This window comes from Enterococcus ureasiticus, assembly GCF_001730285.1.
Classification (GTDB): Bacteria; Bacillota; Bacilli; order Lactobacillales; family Enterococcaceae; genus Enterococcus_L; species Enterococcus_L ureasiticus.
Genome location: NZ_MIJZ01000001.1, coordinates 1,148,109 through 1,165,905, shown reverse-complemented (window position 1 = coordinate 1,165,905; position 17,797 = coordinate 1,148,109). Strand labels below are relative to the sequence as shown.

General features: G+C 37.4%; 18 protein-coding genes. 15 read left to right on the top strand and 3 right to left on the bottom strand.

Annotated features, from left to right (window positions below):
* Positions 1-14: 14 nt before the first annotated feature.
* Together glpO and BCR21_RS05475 are read left to right on the top strand one after the other, a co-directional pair.
* Positions 15-1,850, top strand: a complete 1,836-nt coding sequence (gene glpO / locus BCR21_RS05480; RefSeq protein WP_069645469.1) for a type 1 glycerol-3-phosphate oxidase — start codon at positions 15-17, stop codon at positions 1,848-1,850.
* A 1-nt stretch (position 1,851) separates the two neighbouring features.
* A complete protein-coding gene (locus BCR21_RS05475) occupies positions 1,852-2,571 on the top strand; it encodes an MIP/aquaporin family protein (RefSeq protein WP_069645468.1) in 720 nt (239 codons plus the stop codon).
* 167 nt (positions 2,572-2,738) lie between these two features.
* Here BCR21_RS05475 and BCR21_RS05470 read toward each other — a convergent pair whose 3' ends face one another.
* Positions 2,739-3,275 carry a shikimate kinase gene (locus BCR21_RS05470; protein ID WP_069645467.1) on the bottom strand — a complete coding sequence of 179 codons (537 nt, stop codon included), beginning with the start codon at positions 3,273-3,275 and terminating at the stop codon, positions 2,739-2,741.
* 117 nt (positions 3,276-3,392) lie between these two features.
* Here BCR21_RS05470 and BCR21_RS05465 point away from each other — a divergent pair, with 117 nt between their 5' ends.
* The 8 genes from BCR21_RS05465 to BCR21_RS05430 all read left to right on the top strand — a co-directional run bounded on the left by BCR21_RS05465 (position 3,393) and on the right by BCR21_RS05430 (position 9,700).
* A complete protein-coding gene (locus tag BCR21_RS05465) occupies positions 3,393-4,325 on the top strand; it encodes an alpha/beta fold hydrolase (RefSeq protein ID WP_069645466.1) in 933 nt (310 codons plus the stop codon).
* A 103-nt stretch (positions 4,326-4,428) separates the two neighbouring features.
* Positions 4,429-4,968, top strand: a complete 540-nt coding sequence (locus tag BCR21_RS05460; RefSeq protein WP_069645465.1) for a 5-formyltetrahydrofolate cyclo-ligase — start codon at positions 4,429-4,431, stop codon at positions 4,966-4,968.
* 9 nt (positions 4,969-4,977) lie between these two features.
* Positions 4,978-5,688: a rhomboid family intramembrane serine protease gene (locus BCR21_RS05455; RefSeq protein WP_069645464.1), complete on the top strand. Its 711-nt coding sequence runs from the start codon at positions 4,978-4,980 to the stop codon at positions 5,686-5,688.
* A gap of 16 nt (positions 5,689-5,704) precedes the next feature.
* Entirely contained in the window at positions 5,705-5,923 is a 219-nt protein-coding gene (locus tag BCR21_RS05450; RefSeq protein WP_010760500.1) for a YqgQ family protein, read from the top strand.
* A complete protein-coding gene (locus BCR21_RS05445; protein ID WP_069645463.1) occupies positions 5,924-6,895 on the top strand; it encodes an ROK family glucokinase in 972 nt (323 codons plus the stop codon).
* 15 nt (positions 6,896-6,910) lie between these two features.
* On the top strand, positions 6,911-7,309 hold the full coding sequence (locus tag BCR21_RS05440) for a rhodanese-like domain-containing protein (protein ID WP_010760502.1): 399 nt from the start codon (positions 6,911-6,913) through the stop codon (positions 7,307-7,309).
* A gap of 134 nt (positions 7,310-7,443) precedes the next feature.
* Positions 7,444-7,806, top strand: a complete 363-nt coding sequence (locus BCR21_RS05435) for a DUF488 domain-containing protein (RefSeq protein WP_069645462.1) — start codon at positions 7,444-7,446, stop codon at positions 7,804-7,806.
* A gap of 31 nt (positions 7,807-7,837) precedes the next feature.
* Positions 7,838-9,700, top strand: coding sequence for an FAD/NAD(P)-binding protein (locus BCR21_RS05430; protein ID WP_069645461.1), 1,863 nt, complete (start codon positions 7,838-7,840; stop codon positions 9,698-9,700).
* Between the two features lie 158 nt (positions 9,701-9,858).
* Here BCR21_RS05430 and BCR21_RS05425 read toward each other — a convergent pair whose 3' ends face one another.
* Positions 9,859-10,026 carry a DUF3042 family protein gene (locus BCR21_RS05425; RefSeq protein ID WP_010760505.1) on the bottom strand — a complete coding sequence of 56 codons (168 nt, stop codon included), beginning with the start codon at positions 10,024-10,026 and terminating at the stop codon, positions 9,859-9,861.
* Between the two features lie 246 nt (positions 10,027-10,272).
* Between BCR21_RS05425 and BCR21_RS05420 the strand changes: the two genes are divergently transcribed.
* The 4 genes from BCR21_RS05420 (at position 10,273) to BCR21_RS05405 (ending at position 15,021) form a co-directional block, all read left to right on the top strand.
* Positions 10,273-11,433, top strand: a complete 1,161-nt coding sequence (locus tag BCR21_RS05420; RefSeq protein ID WP_069645460.1) for a galactokinase — start codon at positions 10,273-10,275, stop codon at positions 11,431-11,433.
* Between the two features lie 62 nt (positions 11,434-11,495).
* Positions 11,496-12,482, top strand: coding sequence for a UDP-glucose 4-epimerase GalE (gene galE, locus BCR21_RS05415; RefSeq protein WP_069645459.1), 987 nt, complete (start codon positions 11,496-11,498; stop codon positions 12,480-12,482).
* 52 nt (positions 12,483-12,534) lie between these two features.
* Positions 12,535-14,016: a UDP-glucose--hexose-1-phosphate uridylyltransferase gene (gene galT, locus BCR21_RS05410; protein ID WP_069645458.1), complete on the top strand. Its 1,482-nt coding sequence runs from the start codon at positions 12,535-12,537 to the stop codon at positions 14,014-14,016.
* 18 nt (positions 14,017-14,034) lie between these two features.
* Positions 14,035-15,021, top strand: coding sequence for a LacI family DNA-binding transcriptional regulator (locus BCR21_RS05405; protein WP_069645457.1), 987 nt, complete (start codon positions 14,035-14,037; stop codon positions 15,019-15,021).
* Positions 15,022-15,044: 23 nt separating this feature from the next.
* Here BCR21_RS05405 and BCR21_RS05400 read toward each other — a convergent pair whose 3' ends face one another.
* Positions 15,045-16,061 carry an immunoglobulin-like domain-containing protein gene (locus BCR21_RS05400; RefSeq protein WP_069645456.1) on the bottom strand — a complete coding sequence of 339 codons (1,017 nt, stop codon included), beginning with the start codon at positions 16,059-16,061 and terminating at the stop codon, positions 15,045-15,047.
* Between the two features lie 240 nt (positions 16,062-16,301).
* On the opposite strand from BCR21_RS05400, the gene BCR21_RS05395 reads away from it, so the two are divergent.
* Positions 16,302-17,795: an AcpB/EbpR/MafR family transcriptional regulator gene (locus BCR21_RS05395; RefSeq protein ID WP_069645455.1), complete on the top strand. Its 1,494-nt coding sequence runs from the start codon at positions 16,302-16,304 to the stop codon at positions 17,793-17,795.
* The last annotated feature ends 2 nt before the right edge of the window (positions 17,796-17,797 follow it).

Here is a 17,797-nt window from a genome sequence, read left to right as displayed (position 1 = left end):
AAGAAGTGAGTGGTATGTCATTTTCAATTAAAACCAGACAAGCATCTATTAAAAAGATGAAGTCTGAAGAATTAGATTTATTGATCATTGGCGGCGGAATTACCGGTGCAGGTGTTGCCATACAAGCAAGTGCAGCTGGCATGAAAACTGGTCTGATCGAAATGCAGGATTTTGCAGAGGGCACGTCTTCTCGGTCAACCAAGTTAGTTCATGGCGGGATTCGATATTTGAAAAATTTTGATGTAGAAGTGGTTGCCGATACAGTTCAAGAGCGCGCCGTTGTCCAAGCAATTGCGCCTCACATTCCCAAACCAGACCCAATGCTTTTACCGATTTATGATGAACCAAAAGCAACGTTTAATATGTTTTCGGTCAAAGTAGCGATGGATTTGTATGATCGTTTGGCGAATGTGATCGGTACAAAATATGAAAATTATACACTGACAAAAGAGGAAGTATTGGAAAGAGAACCACAATTAAAAAGTGAAGGATTACAAGGGGGTGGCGTTTATTTAGATTTTAGAAATAATGATGCTCGCCTCGTAATTGAAAATATCAAACGTGCCGCATCTGATGGCGGCTTGATGGTCAGTAAGGTCAAAGCTGTGGGCTTCATCCAAAATGATCAAGGCAAAATCATTGGTGTAAAAGCAGAAGATTTATTGACAGGTGAACAGTTTGATATCCAAGCTAAAATCGTCATCAACACGACTGGACCTTGGTCAGATAAGGTTCGAGGGTTAGATTCAAAAGAAAATTTAGTGCCGCAAATGCGTCCGACAAAAGGGGTTCATTTAGTTGTGGACAGCAGTAAATTATATGTACCGCAACCTACTTATTTTGATACAGGAAAACATGATGGACGGATGGTATTCGTGGTTCCAAGAGAGAAAAAAACGTATTTTGGAACGACAGATACGGATTATACTGGCGATTATGAACATCCGACTGTTACACAAGAAGATGTCGATTATCTGTTAGAAATCGTGAATAGTCATTACCCTAAAGCAAATGTGACGATTGATGACATTGAAGCAAGTTGGGCTGGTCTTAGACCATTGATTTCAGAAAATGGCGGCTCTGATTATAACGGTGGTAATAATGGCAAAGTATCTGATGAAAGTTTCGATCAAGTAATCGACATTGTTGATCAATACCGGAACAAAAAAGCAACACGTTTTGATGTAGAAAATGTCTTGAATCATTTAGAAGATTCATTGGCTGAAAGTAAGGAGAATCCATCTGCTGTTTCTCGTGGTAGTCTGTTGGAGCGTTCAGATGATGGCTTAATGACATTGTCAGGAGGTAAAATAACTGATTATCGTAAAATGGCGGAAGGTGCCTTGAAAGAGATTCAGCGTATTTTGAAAGAAGAATTTAGTTGCGAGTTTCAATTGATCGACTCTAAAACTTATCCTGTATCAGGGGGAGATCTGAATGCAGCGGAAGTAGAAGAAGAACTAAATGCTCTTGCAAAACGTGGGGTGGAAAAAGGGCTGACTCAAGAAGAGGCAGAATATCTAGCTCATTTATATGGTTCAAATGTAACAGAACTATTTGAAAAAATCGCTACAACGGAACCTGTTAAGGGGTTAAGTTTAGCTGAAACATTGGCACTGCACTATGCTTTAGATAATGAGATGGTACTGACACCAGCCGACTATCTTGTGCGTAGAACGAACCACTTACTTTTCATGAGAGATACACTAGATGAAGTGAAACAAGGTGTGATTTCTGAAATGAGTCATTATTATAATTGGTCTGAAAACCAAGTAGAACGTTATACAAACGAGCTAAATCAATTGATCGCAGAATCTGACTTGAGTATATTGAAAGAAGGGACGAAGTAAGATGGATACTTCAAATATGACACAGATTTTCAGTGAGTTTTTAGGGACAATGATTTTGATTCTTTTAGGAGACGGCGTATGTGCAGGAGTTAATCTAAAGAAAAGTAAGGCGGCTGCCTCTGGTTGGATCGTGATTACATTTGGATGGGCAATGGCTGTGACCATTGCGGTCTATGTTGCAGGATATATGGGCCCCGCTCATTTAAATCCTGCGGTAACGATTGCGATGGCGATGACTGGAAGTTTTGAATGGAGTTTGGTTGTACCGTTTATTGTAGCGCAAGTGCTAGGAGCGATTGTAGGAGCAGTTTTAGTTTGGTTAGCCTATTTGCCTCACTGGCAAGTAACAGAAGATCAAGGCGCGATTTTAGGGACGTTTGCTACAGGTCCTGCGATTCGTAATTATCCAGCGAATATGGTTACTGAAGTTATTGGAACATTTGTTTTAATTTTAGGTTTACTTTCATTTTCACAACACAACTTTACAGATGGATTGAATCCATTAGTTGTGGGCGCTTTGATTTTGTCGATTGGTTTGTCTTTAGGCGGACCTACAGGTTATGCGATCAATCCAGCGCGTGATTTTGGACCTCGTTTAGCACATCAATTATTACCGATTTCAACTAAAGGTGATTCTGATTGGAGCTATTCATGGGTTCCTATTGTTGGACCTGTTATCGGTGCGGTAGTGGCTTCTGGTGTGTATATGATGATGGTTTGATTTTTTATTGATGGATTAAGAGTTGAGAGACGAGGTCTTTCAGCTCTTTTTTTGTTATAGATCTATATTTTATTTATAGGAGGATTGTTTTTCTGTACAATCGAAAAAGAGTTATTATTTAAGATATACAGTTTCATAGGATAGTATTTCTAATTTTTTCTGATGGATTAACGTTTAACCCTCTGCATGATCAATTGATATAAAACATCTAGTGACTGACTGCTGTCTAGTTTTAAAATAGGACTTTTAGAATGAGTGATTTGATAGTTATGTTCAGCAAGTGTCCCTATATCAGAAGGGGTTTTGGCGGTATAATAAGTTTTACACCAATCTAAAAAGTCATTGGTTTGATTCCCATGTTCGTCTAACCATAAAGAAGATTGCCCCCCTCTCTCCACTTCTCTTTTTATTAGGCGTTGGAATCGTTGTTTGTCATCTATTGTGAGAAAAACCAATAAATCCCGGTCATCAAAACCAGTAGGATTCCATGCGAATACAGAGCCGGATACAATAAATTGATCGAATTTTTCACGATCATTTTCGTACATTTTTAGCCGTTGATCGATTGGATAATTTTCTGAAAAGGTCTCGTCTTTCCAAATATAACGGTCAGTATCGATCCACTTGATTTGTTCTTTTTCAGCGATATGAAGTCCTAGGGTGCTTTTTCCTGTACCAGAAGCTCCAATAAGTTGAATTTTCATTTTCTTCTCCTTTCAAAAATCACAAAAGAAACAATATTAAAGAAAATGCACATTTGACTATTTCATTTACTAAGAATACTTTATAATAAATAGTATCAATTGAGAAGAGGTAAGAAGATGAAACACAATACTTTTTTGTCAGCCGATCAAAAAACAACGAGCCATTTTATCTGCTGGGAGCCTGAACGTGAGGCAATCGGAACGATTCAAATTATTCATGGGATGGCGGAGTATATCGAGCGTTACCATGATTTTGCTAAGTATCTAAATAATTTGGGCTTTGTTGTAGTCGGTCATGATCATTTAGGCCATGGTGAGTCTGTTGCAACTAATCAGCCAAAACATGGATACTTTGGAAAAGGAGAGCCTGTAACGTTTGTGTTGGAAGATATTAATCAGATCAAAGAATGGATTGGAGAAAATTATCCAGATCTGCCGCATTTTATGCTGGGGCATAGTATGGGATCGTTTGCGTTACGTAATTATTTACAATTATATAAATCTGAAATCAGCGGAGCTATTTTTATGGGAACCGGTAAAAATGCTTCAATGTTACCTTTAGCTCTGTCTTTAACGAAAGGATTAAATTTAACGGCGCCAGAAAAACCAAATAAATGGCTGGATCATATGGCGTTTGGTTCTTTTAGTAAGCAGTTTCCAGAGGCTGGCAGTTTCAATTGGCTAAGTAAAAATCAAGATAATGTGAAACGATATGAAAATGACCCACTAACTGGTTTTACTTTTACGAATAATGGTTTTTATACGTTATTCCGTTTAGTTGACGGAGCGAATCGTGAGGGATGGGCACAGAATATCGATCAGGATTTACCGATTTTAGTGATCAGTGGGGAACAAGATCCAGTAGGAGATTTTGGTAAAGGTCCCAGAAAAGTTGCAAAAGAATTGGATGAGGCTGGAATCAAAGATGTCTCGCTTGTTTTATTTGCGGAATTACGCCACGAAATTTTATTGGAAAATGAAAAAAATGAGGTCTATAAAGCAATCGGCAACTGGCTGCAAAAAAGACTTGATTCTAATATAAAAGGCTAGGAATCTGTTTGCTATTTAGTCGTTTTTTCTATAAACTACAATGTATGGTTAAAAAGATATAGAACTTAAAAATCAAAGGGATTTATTGTGTGGAGGGATGCATGTGGAAAAAGCACGATTAAGAAAATTAGGTTTAGCAAACTTAAAATGGCTTCACGAGCATCCAGTACTAAAAGAGCAAAAAGAACTAGAAATCAGCCAAGCATTATTCAATGATCCTTATTGGAAGCAGGCTAAAACAGTCGCAATCACTAAACCGTTAGACTTTGAATTTAATACGCATATTTTGCTTGAAAAAGGCTGGCTGGAAGGGAAACAAATGTTGATGCCGATAGCTGGCGGTGAGCGGAAATTGACGTTTCACTCTGTGACGACTGAAACTAAATTTGAAAAAACGGCGTTTGGTGTGGCTGAACCAGTGGACGCACCTGTTGTATCTGCTGAAAAAATCGATTTATTAGTTGTACCAGGGATCGTGTTTACACATGAGGGGTTTCGAATTGGCTTTGGCGGAGGGTTTTACGATCGTTTCCTTCAACATTATCAAGGCGAGACATGCAGTTTGGTATTTAGTGAGCAGATTCAAGAAAATTGGCAGGTGGAATCTTTTGATTTATCTGTAAAGCGATTATTTATCAGCTAGGAGGAACGCATGGATTATCAAACGCAAATGAAAATAAAAAAACTATTAAAACAGCCGCTAGTGACATATATTTTACTTGGGATCACGACAATCGTTTTTCTAGGGATGGAATTGTCAGGTGGCTCAGAGAATAGTCAGGTTTTGATTAATTGGGGCGCAATGTCTCGAGGAGAGATTCTTTATTTACACCAATATTGGCGTTTATTCACACCAATGTTTCTGCATATCGGTTGGCTGCATTTTGCTGTAAATATGGTGACGTTATATTATGTCGGCTCACAAGTTGAAAGTATTTATGGTCACTGGCGTTATCTCCTTATTTATCTATTGAGTGGCGTTTCTGGAAATATCATTAGTTTTACGTTTGGTTCGCCAACCAGTATTTCGGCGGGTGCTAGTACAGCATTGTTTGGATTATTTGGCGCCTTTGTTATTCTAGGCCGTCATTTTAAAAATAATCCAGCAATCTCATTTATGGTCCAACGTTATGCGACCTTTATCGGAATCAACTTGATTTTTAATTTATTTAGCAGTTCTGTGGATATCATGGGACATATCGGTGGCTTGATCGGTGGGCTTTTAGTAGCCTCTGCTTTAGCTGTTCCAGATCGTTCTGAGGAGTTCAATATCCATGAACGAATCATATCTGGTATCATTTTCGTATTTTTATTAGGTGTTTGTCTAGTCTTGGGTTTTAAAAAATTCGGTTTACTTGTATAATAAGGAAGTGCATTTAATGGAAACGCTATATGATGTGCAGCAGTTATTTAAACAGTTCGGTATTTACATTTATGTAGGTGCTAGAATTTATGATATCGAGTTGATGATGATTGAATTGAAAAATATTTACGAAGGTCACTTGATTGATAGAGACACATACCTCCATGCGAGAAGTGTTTTGCAACGAGAACATCGAATTGAAGAAAGCAGAGCTACTGAGAAAGGAACCGAGTAAATGGATAAGAAATTGATTGGGATTGATTTAGGCGGAACAACGATTAAGTTTGCAATTTTAACAACAGATGGAGATGTTCAGCAAAAATGGAGTATTGAAACCAATATTCTAGATGAAGGCCGTCATATCGTGCCGGATATCATCGAATCAATCAATCACCGAATCTCTCTTTATGAGATGAAACATGAAGATTTTATTGGGATCGGTATGGGTACTCCAGGTAGTGTTGATATTAAAAAAGGAACTGTAGTTGGAGCTTACAATCTTAACTGGACGAAAAAACAAAATGTAAAAGCACAAATCGAAGAAGCAACAGGTATTCCTTTTGTTTTAGATAATGATGCCAACGTGGCGGCTTTAGGTGAACGTTGGAAAGGTGCTGGGGAAAACAATCCAGATGTTGTTTTCATTACACTTGGGACAGGCGTTGGTGGCGGTATTATTGCAGACGGCAATCTCTTACATGGTATTAACGGCTGTGCTGGTGAAATTGGTCATGTCACGGTTGATCCTGGAGGTTTTGAATGTACTTGTGGTAAACGCGGTTGTTTAGAAACAGTTTCTAGTGCAACGGGTGTCGTTCGGGTTGCTCGCCATATGTCAGAAGAATATGCGGGTGATTCTCAGTTAAAACAAGCGATCGATGATGGTCAAGATGTTTCAAGTAAAGATGTCTTTGACTATGCCAAAACAGATGATCCATTTGCTTTGATGGTGGTAGATCGTGTGTGTTATTTCTTAGGACTTGCAATCGGTAATGTAGGAAATACCTTAAACCCATCTAGTGTGGTCATTGGCGGCGGGGTTTCTGCAGCTGGTGAATTTTTACGTAGTCGTGTTCAAACTTATTTTGAAGAATTTACTTTCCCAGAAGTTCGTAACAGTACGCAAGTTAAACTTGCTGAGTTAGGTAATGAAGCCGGAGTTATCGGTGCAGCCTCACTTGCATTACACTTTATAGAGAAAGAGTAAGAAAGGGATTTTAGAATGAATGTTTTATGGATTATCAACGGTGTTTTATTAACAATTTTATTAGCAATGGGGATCAATGAGTTATATCTTAGAATCATGGCAAAACGTTCTGCCAAAACAATCACAGAAGAAGAATTTAAAGAAGGCATGAGAAAAGCTCAAATCATTGATGTCCGTGAAAAAGACTCATTTGATGCAGGTCATATTCTTGGTGCGCGCAGCATGCCATATACAACGATCAAAACAACGTTGAATTCAATTCGTAAAGATCAACCTGTCTATATTTATGATCAAAAAAAATCATTAAGTATTCGTACAGCAAATCAATTGCGTAAAAATGGCTATAAAGATCTTTATATTTTAAAAGGTGGCTATGAAGGCTGGACTGGCAAGACGAAAAAGAAAAATGCTTAATCAATAAAGCACAGAGAGAAACGATGGTTCGAAATTGGACAACGTCTACTTCTCTGTGCTTTTTCTTGTTAATCTAAATTGTAAATCGTTTCTTTTTTTATTAATTAGGATAAAATAAAGATGAGGTGACCAACATGATTCAAATCAAAAGAGCATACGAAGAAGCACGACCGGATGATGGTTATCGAATATTAGTCGATCGTTTATGGCCTAGAGGAATGTCAAAGGAAAAAGAGCACTTAGATTTATGGTTGAAAGAAATAGCGCCAAGTAATGAACTTAGAAAATGGTTTAATCATGAACCCGTTAAATTTTCTGTATTCAAAGAAAAATACCTAACCGAAATAAAATCAGGTGAAACACATACCGCATTTCAAGAACTCTTGAATATCATAAAAGAGTATCCTGTGATCACACTGATTTATAGTGCAAAGGATGAAGTACATAATAATGCGGTAGTATTAAAAGAAGCTTTAGATAAAAATAAGTCGAATTAATTCGAGAAAATAAATTGGAAGGGGGAAAATAATGAAAATCGCGATTGTTGGTGGCGGACCTCGAGGCCTTTCCGTATTAGAACGAATTGTTGAATGGTCAAGAGAAGAACAGGTGATTCAAATTACAATGTTCGATTCTTTCGGGCCGGGAGGCAAAGTCTGGCGTGAAGATCAGCCATTATCTTTGTTGATGAATTCAGTTGCCTCTCATGTCACTTTATTTACAGATGAAACATTAAGTACAAAAGGCCCCGTAGCTAAAGGACCAAATCTATATGAATGGGCACAAGGAGAAGCTACAGCTTTCATCAAGAAACACAATTTTGAAAATAGAACAACACTATTAGAAGAGTGCGAACGTCTAGGTCCGAATGATCACTGTTCCAGAGTTTTTTATGGTTTATATCAAAAATGGTTTTATGAATATGTGCAAACAAGAATGACAGAACAAACCTCGGTAAAGTTTTTTAAAGATACTGTTCGTGCTGTAAAAATGCAAGAAGATAAATTTCTAGTATATACCAAATCTGTAGAAACAACAGTGGATACGGTTATTTTAGCTTTAGGACATCAAGAAAATGAACTAATTGGAAACGAAAAAGAGCTAGCTGCATATGCTAGCGAACATCGTTTATTTTATTCCTCACCAAAAAATGCAGCAGATGCTTATCTTGAAGCAATCACAGAAAATACCCCAGTTTTGATCAGAGGTTTAGGATTGGTCTTTTTCGATTATCTTGCCCTACTGACGAGTGAACGTGGTGGTATATTTAAAGAGCAAAATGGAGAACTGATTTATCAACCTTCTGGAAAAGAACCTAAAATCATTGCTAGTTCTGGTCGGGGCATTCCTTATCATGCTAGAGGGGCTAATCAAAAAGGGTATGGAGAAGAATATCAGCCACGTTTTTTAAAAGAAAAGAGTTTGAATAAGTTTAAAAGAAAAGGAAGCTTTTCTGCTGAGCAATTTTTTGAGCTTTTAAAAAAAGAAGTGGAATTTGCCTATTATTCGGCATTGGTGGAGGCTAATTACCCTAAAGTAAATCAGAGTCGTTTCAATGAAGAATTTATCCGAACAAGAGGTGCCGAATCGGTTTTGGAAAAATATGGTATCCAAAAAAAAGATTTTTGGGACTGGTCAGCTCTTCAGCATCCAGATCAAAGCGTGGGAGCAGTAGATTCTTTTCAGGAGTTCATCCTTACTTATTTACATTGGGATTTTGAACAGGCAAAAAAAGGTACGATCTCAGGACCTTTTGCAGCAGCTTTGGATAGTTTGAAAGACTTGCGAGATGAAGTTCGTTTTATGATGGATCATGAGTTATTTACCAACGATGAGTATAAAAAATGGTTGTGGGATTGGTTTACCCCGTTGAATGCTTTTTTATCAATCGGACCTCCTTTAGAAAGAACTGCTGAGTTGAAGGCTTTGATTAAAGCTGGAATTGTGACGCTTCTTAGCCCAGAAATGGAGATAGCAACAGAAGCGGGTTGGTTTATTGGTTCTTCTCCAAAAGAGCCGATTAAAAAATATAAAACCCATTTTTTAATTGAAGCAAGATTGCCGAAAATAGCAAATCAGTTTAGTTTAAATCCCTTAGTGCAACAGCTTTTAAGAGATGAAATAGCGAGTCTGCATCAACTGGAGTTAGCTTCTGGCGAAATTTATCAGACGGGGGCACTTTTTGTGGAGCGAGAAACGAATCAAATACAGTCGAAAACAGGCGAAGTTGTCAGTGGATTATTTTGTTATGGTATTCCAACTGAAGGAATTCATTGGCTGACAGCGGCCACGGCACGACCTGGAACAGATCCATGGAACCTGAGGGAAGCAGATTTGATTGCTAGAAATATTTTTGAAGGAAAAAGAGTTTTGAAAGAGGACAACAAGTAATAAGTGTTGTTTTCTTTTTTTAGTTTGAAATTTGCATAAAAAAGAGAAATCTTGTTCGTGACAAAAGACGTCACGAACAAGATTTCCTATTTTTTAGTCAGAGCTAAACAGCACATTCTGCTTTTCATGATCTGAGCGAACGTGTTCCGCTTTTCTGTTTATCGAGAAATGCGTTTACGCATTGCTTTTTTACGATTTTCCTCGATCATATCTTCTTTTTCTTCGATTGGATCAAGAACAGTTTTTTTGATAGTAGCTGCAAAACCGACAACAGCAGCACAAGTTACAGCTGTTCCCACAAGCATTCCTGAAATAAATTTTTTCATATACATTCTCCTCTCGGTTATTTAGACACCTCTATTATGAACTAAAGTAAGAAAAAAATCCAATAGATAGTAGTAAAGCATATTAATCTTGTTCAGTTATGTAAAAAAAATAGATTTAATCTTTTTCGAATAAGTTAGCGGATATGTTTTTATAAAATGAATGTAACCGTTTTAAATAAATAATTGTAAAAGTTTAGTAAATGTTTTATAATTAATTTACTAAAATGAAATCAAGAGGTGACAGCTGTGGAAAATGAGTTAAAAGAACTATTTCATTCTGTATTTGGAATAGAATCAAAAGAAATTTATTTTGCTCCTGGAAGAATCAATTTGATTGGTGAACACACAGATTATAATGGCGGTCATGTTTTCCCAGCAGCTATTACGATCGGAACATATGGGGTTGCTAGAAAACGTGAAGATCAAACGATTCGTTTTTATTCAGAAAATTTTTCAGAATTAGGAATTATTGAACTTTCTTTAACAGATTTAGCGTATAAAAAAGAAGATGATTGGACGAATTATCCTAAAGGCATGATTTATTATTTGATTGAACAGGGCTATGCAATTGATCGAGGGATGGATATTCTCTTTTATGGCACGATTCCAAATGGAGCTGGACTTTCTTCCTCAGCGTCGATTGAATTACTAACTGGAGTCATTTTAACGGATCTGTTTGATTTGAAAATTAAAATGTTAGATTTAGTGATCACAGGTAAGCGTGTGGAAAATCATTTTATCGGGGTAAATTCGGGCATCATGGATCAGTTTGCTATTGGTATGGGCAAGCGAGATCATGCTATTTTATTGGACACAAATACGCTTGATTTTGAATGGGTGCCAGCAAAATTTGGCGAGTATGCGATCGCGATTATGAATACAAATAAACGCAGAGAACTAGCTGATTCAAAATATAATGAACGCCGGGCAGAATGTGAGCTGGCATTAAGTCGTTTGCAAACCGTTTTACCAATCGAATCTTTGGGTGAGTTAACAGAAGAATGTTTTGATCAAAATAAAAAAGTCATTGCTGATGAACACTTGATTAAACGAGCAAAACACGCTGTAACTGAAAATCAACGAACAATCAAAGCAAAAAAATTTCTCTCTGAAAATGATCTCACAAGTTTTGGTCAGTTGCTGAATGCGTCCCATGCTTCTTTAAAAGAGGATTACGAAGTGACTGGTATTGAACTAGATACATTAGTAGAGGAAGCACAGCAATTCCCTGGTGTGTTAGGCGCCCGAATGACAGGAGCGGGGTTTGGCGGCTGTGCAATTGCTTTAGTCAAAGAAACGGAGATGGATCATTTTATTAAGCAAGTTGGGCAGGCCTATCAAGAAAAAATCGGCTATCCGGCAGATTTTTATATTGCAAATGTTGATGATGGAGCTAGAAAGCTGTAGAATAAAGAATAAATTAAAAAAACGATTTTAATTTCTTATATATTTAACAAGGAGGCGATAATTTGTCAATTTTAGTTTTAGGCGGAGCGGGCTACATTGGTTCTCATGCTGTTGATCAATTAATCAATAAAGGCTACGAGGTGGTCGTTGTTGATAATCTTCAAACGGGTCACAAACAGTCAGTTCATGAAAAAGCGACATTTTATCTAGGGGATATTAGAGATAAAGGTTTTATGCAAGATGTGTTCAAAAAAGAATCGATTAATGGTGTGATTCATTTTGCTGCAAGTTCACTTGTCGGTGAGTCAGTAGAAAAACCATTAGTATACTTCAATAATAACGTTCATGGAACTCAAATAGTATTAGAAGTAATGGAAGAATTCGGCGTTAAACACATCGTATTTTCTTCTACAGCTGCTACCTACGGGGAACCTAAAGAAATGCCGATAGTAGAAACGATGCCAACAAATCCGGAAAACCCATATGGTGAAAGTAAATTAATGATGGAAAAAATGATGAAATGGTGTGACAAAGCTTATGGTATGCGTTATGTTGCCCTTCGTTATTTCAATGTTGCTGGTGCTAAATCAGATGCTTCTATTGGCGAAGATCACGATCCAGAAACGCATTTGATTCCAATTATTTTGCAAACTGCTTTAGGTCAAAGAGAACATTTAGGCATTTATGGTGACGATTATGATACACCGGATGGTACATGTATTCGTGACTATGTTTATATCGAAGATTTGATTGCGGCTCATATTGCGGCGTTAGATTATTTACAAAAAGGGAATGAAAGTAATGTTTTCAATTTAGGCAGCAATACTGGCTATTCGGTCAAAGAAATGCTTGAAGCAGCTAGAGAAGTTACTGGTAGAGAAATTCCAGCTAAAGTATTGCCGCGCCGGTTAGGTGATCCTAGTAAACTAGTTGCATCAAGTGAAAAAGCTAAAACGATTTTAGGCTGGCAGCCTCAAGTCACAGATATCAAACAAATTATCAAAACGGCATGGGAGTGGCATCTGAGTCATCCAAAAGGGTATAAATAATTCTGTCGAGACTGAACGAGCCTGCTCAGCTTTTAAATTAGGAGGAAACATTGTGTCAATTAGTCAAACTATTACTGATTTTGTGACGTTAGCGATTCAAGCTGGTGGTTGGATGGAGCTGGATCGTCTTTATTTACAAAATCGTGTACTTGCAATGGTTGGTGAAGAAACATTAGAGTCCATTTCTCCAACCATAGTGACTAAGACATCCTTAGAATTGTTGGATGAATTAGTGACTCGAGCTGTAGAAAACGGTACTGTCAAAGAGAAAGCAGCAGATTTAGAAATTTTTGAAGCGCAATTAATGGATTTTCTTACACCGCCACCTTCAGTGGTGAATGCTCTTTTTGCGCAACATTATGAAAAAGATCCAGCTGACGCAACCGATTACTTCTTTAAATTAAGTCAAGAAAATGATTATATCAAAACTAGAGCTATTGCTAAAAATGTTGTTTTTCCAGCAGAAACAGAATACGGTCAACTTGAGATCACGATCAATTTATCAAAACCCGAGAAAGATCCTAAACAAATTGCTGCTGAACGTCAAGTAAACCAAGTGGATTATCCTAAATGTGTCCTGTGTATGGAAAACGAAGGCTACAAAGGCCGGACTAATTATCCAGCTAGAACGAATCACCGAATCATTCGGATGAACTTAGATGGAGAGAGCTGGGGGTTTCAGTATTCACCATACGCATACTACAATGAGCACTCGATTATTTTGTCTGAAGAACACCGTCCGATGGTTATTTCAAAAGATACATTTCGACGATTGACTAGAATCATTGAAGTATTGCCTCATTATTTTGTGGGGTCTAATGCGGACCTACCAATCGTAGGCGGTTCGATTTTAACGCATGATCATTATCAAGCTGGCCGACATGTTTTTCCGATGGAGAAAGCAGAGATTGAACAATATTTTGAGTTGAGTGAGTTTCCTTTAATGAATGCAGGAATTGTCAAATGGCCGATGTCTGTTATTCGATTGCAGAGTCCAAATTCAGAAGATTTAGTTGAAGCGGCCTCATTGATTTTAGAAAAATGGCATAATTATTCTGATGAGAATGTTTCAATTCGAGCTTTTTCGGCAGATGGGACGTCTCATCACACCATCACGCCAATCGCTCGCCGCAAAGGTCAGCTGTTTGAATTGGATTTAGTTTTGCGTGATAACAACATTTCTGCTGAATACCCAGATGGAATTTTTCATCCCCATAAAGAAGTGCAGCATATCAAAAAGGAAAATATTGGCTTGATCGAAGTGATGGGCTTAGCGGTATTGCCGCCACGTTTAAACGATGAACTGCAAGAAGTGGAAAAGTATGTTTTAGCGAAGGAAAATCAGCTTGCAGATTACCATAAAGAGTGGGCGGATCAAATGAAAGAAACCTATTCTTTTAATGAAAAAAACGCAAAAGAAATTATTCAAAAAGAAGTAGGACAAATTTTTGCCCGTGTTTTAGCAGATGCTGGCGTGTACAAACGAACGCCAGAAGGACGAGCAGCCTTTAAACGATTTATTGACAGTTTATAAAAGAAGGCAGGTGAGAAGATGGCGACGATCAAAGATATCGCAAAATTAGCAGGAGTTTCGCCAGCGACCGTATCAAGAGTGCTGAATTATGATCCAGATCTTTCAGTTGGGCTCGAGACTAAGCAAAAAGTATTTGAAGCAGCAGAAGAATTAAATTACACGAAACACAAAAAAAATACAAAAACGGTTAAGGCAAAAATCGTGTTGGTTCAATGGTATGATGAAGTAGAGGAGCTAGAAGATATTTATTATCTTTCTATTCGTTTAGGAATCGAGAAAAGGGCTGAAGAGCTTGGTCTTGAGCTGATCAAACGTTCATTAGAAGAGCTAAATCATGAGTCGGTAGATGGCATTCTTGCTTTAGGGAAGTTTACCAAAGAGCAAGCTGATTCTTTATTTGAAGTGAATGCCAATCTTTTATTTGTGGACTTTGATGCGCTGGATTTAGGCTATAATTCTTTAGTCATTGATTTTCAGCAAAGTATGACTAGTGTTTTGACCTACCTTATGCAACATAACCATCAAGAAATCGGAATCATCGCCGGGGAAGAATACACTCGAGGAAGTAGACACCAACTTGAAGATAAACGATTGCTTATTTTCAAAGAGATCTTAGCACAAAAAAAGTTGCTTAATGAAGCATTCATCTTAAAAGCTCCGTTTACTGTTGCTAGTGGCTATGAAGTGATGAAAGCCTTTTTAAGTCAGCATCCAGACCATTTTCCAAGTGCTTTTTTTGCTTCTAGTGATGCTTTGGCCGTGGGTGCTTTAAAAGCAATCCAAGAAGTTGGTCTTAAGGTGCCGGACGATATTTCAGTGATTGGTTTTAATGATATAAGTGTGGCAAAATATGTCAGCCCGCCTTTAACCACAATAAAGATCCATACAGAATGGATGGGAGAATTAGCGATTGAAACAGTTCTTTCAATTATTCATGAACAAGCACCTGTGGCAAGAAAAATAACGATCGGCACCGAATTGATAGAAAGAGCATCAACGAAGTAATTCCACGTTGATGCTCTTTTTGACTATTTATAAGCAATCACAAACAAGTTGATGTCATCGTTAACACAGCTTTGTAACGTAATCCGTTCTCCACCACCAGTGCCGACTGTAAGATCCCAATAGTTGGTTCCAGTCCCTACCTCAGTTCCGTAATCATCCAATTGAAGTAGTGTGCGTACTGTATATGTAGAAGGAGTCCCATTTGCATCGGTTACGACGATTTGGCTACCTGCACCTAATGAGAAAACAGTTGAGAAGGCGCCAGGATTATGACCAATAAAATGAGTGTTTTGGCCATCATCTCCTGATTGAACTGCAGCTCCTCCCCATGTGGAAGCAACACCACTAGGATTTGAATCGATGATACTTTGGCCACTACCTTGTCCGCCATTTTGATATGGAATTGTTTGTCCGTTCATGGTAATAGTCATCGCACTATTGGCTGGTTCAGCTGGAGTTTCAGGTATACTTACAGGTGCAGCTTGAGCAGGCTCTACCGGCGTTTGTTGTGCTGGGGTTGGTTCTGCTGCTGCAGGTGCTGCGACTGGCTCACTCTTTGGAATGATGTGAAAAGTTCTATCAGCAGTACCGATATTTCCGCTAGTATCAGTGGCAGTAAAATGAATAGTTTGTGTGCCAACAACAGATGTGTCTAATGCTTCATCGGCCGTTACTTTTACTGTAACATCTCCGTCTTTATTATCTGTGGCTGTGATGTTTTCATAGATATTGACTTGTGCATTTTGTTCAACAGTTTCTTCGGGCACATTGATTATTGGCGCAGTCGTATCCTTAGTCGTATTTACGGCAACAAATTTTTCTTTGCTTTGTTTTTTCTTAGGATTAGTGGCTAGTTTCGTTAATTCTTTGCCTGTCGGAATATTTTTCACTAAGGTGACTTTTTCTTTTTTAGGTTCGCTGGCCAAGCTATTTGCTCTACTGAGTTTATCGGTGAAAATGTAACCGACGATAAATAAAGCAATACCCAAAATACTAATGAAACCAATAATGATAGTGTGTTTAATTGTGTTTTTTTTCATGTAGAATCCCTCCAAAAATAGTGGTGAGATTTTCCATTTATCGATAAATTTTAAATCCGCGTTTTTATATTTTTATAATAAGACCCATTTTTGAATAAACCAATCGAGTTGCGCTTTAGATTAATTCAAAAATGGGTTAGAAGATGCTATAATTACTGGTAAATAAGGATTTCTTCAAAAAAATCTTAACTAAAGGAAAAATTTGAAGAAAATATAAAAAAAGTGAAAAGAGGAGAGAAAATGGAGAGATTGTTATCACCGTCTATGCATCGAAGGGTATTGTTGTTGAACTTATTGAACGGGCCAAATAGCTGGGTCACCTCAGATTATCTCGCTGAGAGTATTGAATGCTCAAAGAAAACGATCATGTTGGATTGTCAGTACATAGAAGATCGCTGGTCAGATTATCTGACGATAGAGACATCCAGAAAACATGGGGTTCGGCTTATAGCTTCACCGCACCGCTCGATCCATGACATTTATATTGAGATCATTCAAGAATCAAATGCTTTTTCATTATTAGAATCCATTTTTTTTGAACCTAGGCAACCAGCAGCCTTTTGGGAAAAGAAATTATTTTTAAGTAACTCTAGTTTGTATCGATTGTCTAATTTAATTAGTTCAGCTTTAAAAGATCGTAATATTCAAATGAGTCGTTCGCCGTATTTTGTGCATGGAAAAGATGAACGGCAAATTCGCTATTTTTTTATGTGCTATTTTATTGAAGTTTACGGTATTCGTGAATGGCCATTTCATTTAGAGAAAGAAAAGGTCTTTCGCTTGTCGAACAAGATCAATAAGAAATTTGATTTAGAATTGAATGATAGTCAAATCGTTCACTTAGCCTATTCAATCGCAGTGACTATTATTAGAGAACGACAAGGTTTTTTAATTCAAAATAGAAAAGACCCAATCAATAGTTTTGTAAAAACCACGATCGATGTTAGAAAATATCAAGCAGAAGTGGAAGAAATCGCCGAACCATTGAACGTGGTTCTTCCTGATAATTGGTATGAGGATTTCTGTTATTCTATTTTTTGGTGGGATTTTGGTTGGGACAACGAACAAGAAAAAGTGAATGTTATAAAACAAGCAGAAAATTTGGTGAATACGATAAAAGATGCTCTGTCTATTTCTATTTCAGAACAAAGTAAGATAAGTATCGTTCGCTTGATCGAATATATTTACGCCAAACACAAAATGTTTCCCTATAAAAAATTTATGGTCTATGATCGCTACTTGTATTCTAGCCGGGCAATCAAACAAAACTTTATTGTATTTACAGCGGTTGTCAATAAGGCTTTGGGGGTATTGGAAGCTAAAATGAAGTTTCCGTGGAAATCGATGTATTTAGATGGCATCCTTCATGAAATGGCGATTCGCTGGCAAGATCTTAGTAGGCTTACGGATGAAATGCGGCATCAATTATCTGTTCTAGTTTTAAGTGATTTAGGGAAGGAGCACGCTCAACTACTTAGTTCTGTATTGAAAGAAAACTTCCGAAATAAAGTTAGTCTTTCCGTTCAAGAGAATCATTTTTATGATCGAATGGTGAGTAACGCTGATCAAAATTATGACCTATATGTTTCGAATTACGCTGTTGAAACGGTAGATGAAGAGATCAATATGATAGTAGAAGATATTCCGTCTTTTAAAAATATCACTGATTTACGAAAATATATTGATAAAAGACGCTTGGTTTTACCAAAAGATATTGCTTATTTAAATGTCTGAAT

What these genes read in the sequence shown, in the direction of transcription:
- BCR21_RS05470 (WP_069645467.1), bottom strand. Translation starts at nt 3,275, where the DNA reads ATGAAAATTCAACTTATTGGAGCTTCTGGTACAGGAAAAAGCACCCTA.
- BCR21_RS05425 (WP_010760505.1), bottom strand. Translation starts at nt 10,026, where the DNA reads ATGAAAAAATTTATTTCAGGAATGCTTGTGGGAACAGCTGTAACTTGT.
- BCR21_RS05455 (WP_069645464.1), top strand. Translation starts at nt 4,978, where the DNA reads ATGGATTATCAAACGCAAATGAAAATAAAAAAACTATTAAAACAGCCG.
- BCR21_RS05405 (WP_069645457.1), top strand. Translation starts at nt 14,035, where the DNA reads ATGGCGACGATCAAAGATATCGCAAAATTAGCAGGAGTTTCGCCAGCG.
- glpO (WP_069645469.1), top strand. Translation starts at nt 15, where the DNA reads ATGTCATTTTCAATTAAAACCAGACAAGCATCTATTAAAAAGATGAAG.
- BCR21_RS05445 (WP_069645463.1), top strand. Translation starts at nt 5,924, where the DNA reads ATGGATAAGAAATTGATTGGGATTGATTTAGGCGGAACAACGATTAAG.
- BCR21_RS05440 (WP_010760502.1), top strand. Translation starts at nt 6,911, where the DNA reads ATGAATGTTTTATGGATTATCAACGGTGTTTTATTAACAATTTTATTA.
- BCR21_RS05435 (WP_069645462.1), top strand. Translation starts at nt 7,444, where the DNA reads ATGATTCAAATCAAAAGAGCATACGAAGAAGCACGACCGGATGATGGT.
- BCR21_RS05400 (WP_069645456.1), bottom strand. Translation starts at nt 16,061, where the DNA reads ATGAAAAAAAACACAATTAAACACACTATCATTATTGGTTTCATTAGT.
- BCR21_RS05450 (WP_010760500.1), top strand. Translation starts at nt 5,705, where the DNA reads ATGGAAACGCTATATGATGTGCAGCAGTTATTTAAACAGTTCGGTATT.
- BCR21_RS05395 (WP_069645455.1), top strand. Translation starts at nt 16,302, where the DNA reads ATGGAGAGATTGTTATCACCGTCTATGCATCGAAGGGTATTGTTGTTG.
- BCR21_RS05430 (WP_069645461.1), top strand. Translation starts at nt 7,838, where the DNA reads ATGAAAATCGCGATTGTTGGTGGCGGACCTCGAGGCCTTTCCGTATTA.
- BCR21_RS05475 (WP_069645468.1), top strand. Translation starts at nt 1,852, where the DNA reads ATGGATACTTCAAATATGACACAGATTTTCAGTGAGTTTTTAGGGACA.
- BCR21_RS05465 (WP_069645466.1), top strand. Translation starts at nt 3,393, where the DNA reads ATGAAACACAATACTTTTTTGTCAGCCGATCAAAAAACAACGAGCCAT.